This is a genomic window from Bacillus sp. SSR7, from assembly GCF_055902415.1.
The window spans coordinates 1-2,986 of record NZ_JBVVXV010000041.1; the positions used below are offsets into that span (position 1 = coordinate 1).

At 51.3% G+C, this 2,986-nt stretch carries 1 rRNA gene; it reads left to right on the forward strand.

The features are described 5' to 3' along the window. Positions 1-56: 56 nt before the first annotated feature. Positions 57-2,978, forward strand: a 23S ribosomal RNA gene (locus tag AC0NJG_RS28530). Positions 2,979-2,986 lie beyond the last annotated feature (8 nt).

Consider the following 2,986-nt stretch of genomic DNA (forward strand, 5'->3'; position numbering starts at 1 on the left):
GTATGTTCTTTGAAAACTAGATAACAGTGTAGCTCATATTTTTTAATTTTTAGTTTGGTTAAGTTAGAAAGGGCGCACGGTGGATGCCTTGACACTAGGAGTCGATGAAGGACGGGACTAACGCCGATATGCTTCGGGGAGCTGTAAGTAAGCTTTGATCCGAAGATTTCCGAATGGGGAAACCCACCATACGTAATGGTATGGTATCCTTACCTGAATACATAGGGTAAGGAAGACAGACCCAGGGAACTGAAACATCTAAGTACCTGGAGGAAGAGAAAGCAAATGCGATTTCCTGAGTAGCGGCGAGCGAAACGGAACATAGCCCAAACCAAGAGGCTTGCCTCTTGGGGTTGTAGGACATTCTATACGGAGTTACAAAGGAACGAGGTAGACGAAGCGACCTGGAAAGGTCCGTCGTAGAGGGTAACAACCCCGTAGTCGAAACTTCGTTCTCTCTTGAATGTATCCTGAGTACGGCGGAACACGTGAAATTCCGTCGGAATCTGGGAGGACCATCTCCCAAGGCTAAATACTCCCTAGTGATCGATAGTGAACCAGTACCGTGAGGGAAAGGTGAAAAGCACCCCGGAAGGGGAGTGAAAGAGATCCTGAAACCGTGTGCCTACAAATAGTCAGAGCCCGTTAACGGGTGATGGCGTGCCTTTTGTAGAATGAACCGGCGAGTTACGATCCCGTGCGAGGTTAAGCTGAAGAGGCGGAGCCGCAGCGAAAGCGAGTCTGAATAGGGCGTTTAGTACGTGGTCGTAGACCCGAAACCAGGTGATCTACCCATGTCCAGGGTGAAGTTCAGGTAACACTGAATGGAGGCCCGAACCCACGCACGTTGAAAAGTGCGGGGATGAGGTGTGGGTAGCGGAGAAATTCCAATCGAACCTGGAGATAGCTGGTTCTCCCCGAAATAGCTTTAGGGCTAGCCTTAAGTGTAAGAGTCTTGGAGGTAGAGCACTGATTGGACTAGGGGTCCTCATCGGATTACCGAATTCAGTCAAACTCCGAATGCCAATGACTTATCCTTAGGAGTCAGACTGCGAGTGATAAGATCCGTAGTCAAAAGGGAAACAGCCCAGACCGCCAGCTAAGGTCCCAAAGTGTGTATTAAGTGGAAAAGGATGTGGAGTTGCTTAGACAACTAGGATGTTGGCTTAGAAGCAGCCACCATTTAAAGAGTGCGTAATAGCTCACTAGTCGAGTGACTCTGCGCCGAAAATGTACCGGGGCTAAATACACCACCGAAGCTGCGGATTGATACCAATGGTATCAGTGGTAGGGGAGCGTTCTAAGGACAGTGAAGTCAGACCGGAAGGACTGGTGGAGTGCTTAGAAGTGAGAATGCCGGTATGAGTAGCGAAAGACGGGTGAGAATCCCGTCCACCGAATGCCTAAGGTTTCCTGAGGAAGGCTCGTCCGCTCAGGGTTAGTCAGGACCTAAGCCGAGGCCGACAGGCGTAGGCGATGGACAACAGGTTGATATTCCTGTACCACCTCTTTATCGTTTGAGCAATGGAGGGACGCAGAAGGATAGAAGAAGCGTGCGATTGGTTGTGCACGTCCAAGCAGTTAGGCTGATAAGTAGGCAAATCCGCTTATCGTGAAGGCTGAGCTGTGATGGGGAAGCTCCTTATGGAGCGAAGTCTTTGATTCCCCGCTGCCAAGAAAAGCTTCTAGCGAGATAAAAGGTGCCTGTACCGCAAACCGACACAGGTAGGCGAGGAGAGAATCCTAAGGTGTGCGAGAGAACTCTGGTTAAGGAACTCGGCAAAATGACCCCGTAACTTCGGGAGAAGGGGTGCTTTCTTAACGGAAAGCCGCAGTGAATAGGCCCAAGCGACTGTTTAGCAAAAACACAGCTCTCTGCGAAGCCGTAAGGCGAAGTATAGGGGGTGACACCTGCCCGGTGCTGGAAGGTTAAGGAGAGGGGTTAGCGTAAGCGAAGCTCTGAACTGAAGCCCCAGTAAACGGCGGCCGTAACTATAACGGTCCTAAGGTAGCGAAATTCCTTGTCGGGTAAGTTCCGACCCGCACGAAAGGTGTAACGATTTGGGCACTGTCTCAACCAGAGACTCGGTGAAATTATAGTACCTGTGAAGATGCAGGTTACCCGCGACAGGACGGAAAGACCCCGTGGAGCTTTACTGTAGCCTGATATTGAATTTTGGTACAGTTTGTACAGGATAGGCGGGAGCCTTTGAAACCGGAGCGCTAGCTTCGGTGGAGGCGCTGGTGGGATACCGCCCTGACTGTATTGAAATTCTAACCTACGGGTCTTATCGACCCGGGAGACAGTGTCAGGTGGGCAGTTTGACTGGGGCGGTCGCCTCCTAAAGTGTAACGGAGGCGCCCAAAGGTTCCCTCAGAATGGTTGGAAATCATTCGTAGAGTGCAAAGGCATAAGGGAGCTTGACTGCGAGACCTACAAGTCGAGCAGGGACGAAAGTCGGGCTTAGTGATCCGGTGGTTCCGCATGGAAGGGCCATCGCTCAACGGATAAAAGCTACCCCGGGGATAACAGGCTTATCTCCCCCAAGAGTCCACATCGACGGGGAGGTTTGGCACCTCGATGTCGGCTCATCGCATCCTGGGGCTGTAGTCGGTCCCAAGGGTTGGGCTGTTCGCCCATTAAAGCGGTACGCGAGCTGGGTTCAGAACGTCGTGAGACAGTTCGGTCCCTATCCGTCGTGGGCGTAGGAAATTTGAGAGGAGCTGTCCTTAGTACGAGAGGACCGGGATGGACGCACCGCTGGTGTACCAGTTGTTCTGCCAAGGGCATAGCTGGGTAGCTATGTGCGGAAGGGATAAGTGCTGAAAGCATCTAAGCATGAAGCCCCCCTCAAGATGAGATTTCCCATAGCGTAAGCTAGTAAGATCCCTGAAAGATGATCAGGTTGATAGGTTCGAGGTGGAAGCATGGTGACATGTGGAGCTGACGAATACTAATAGATCGAGGACTTAACCATATAATATG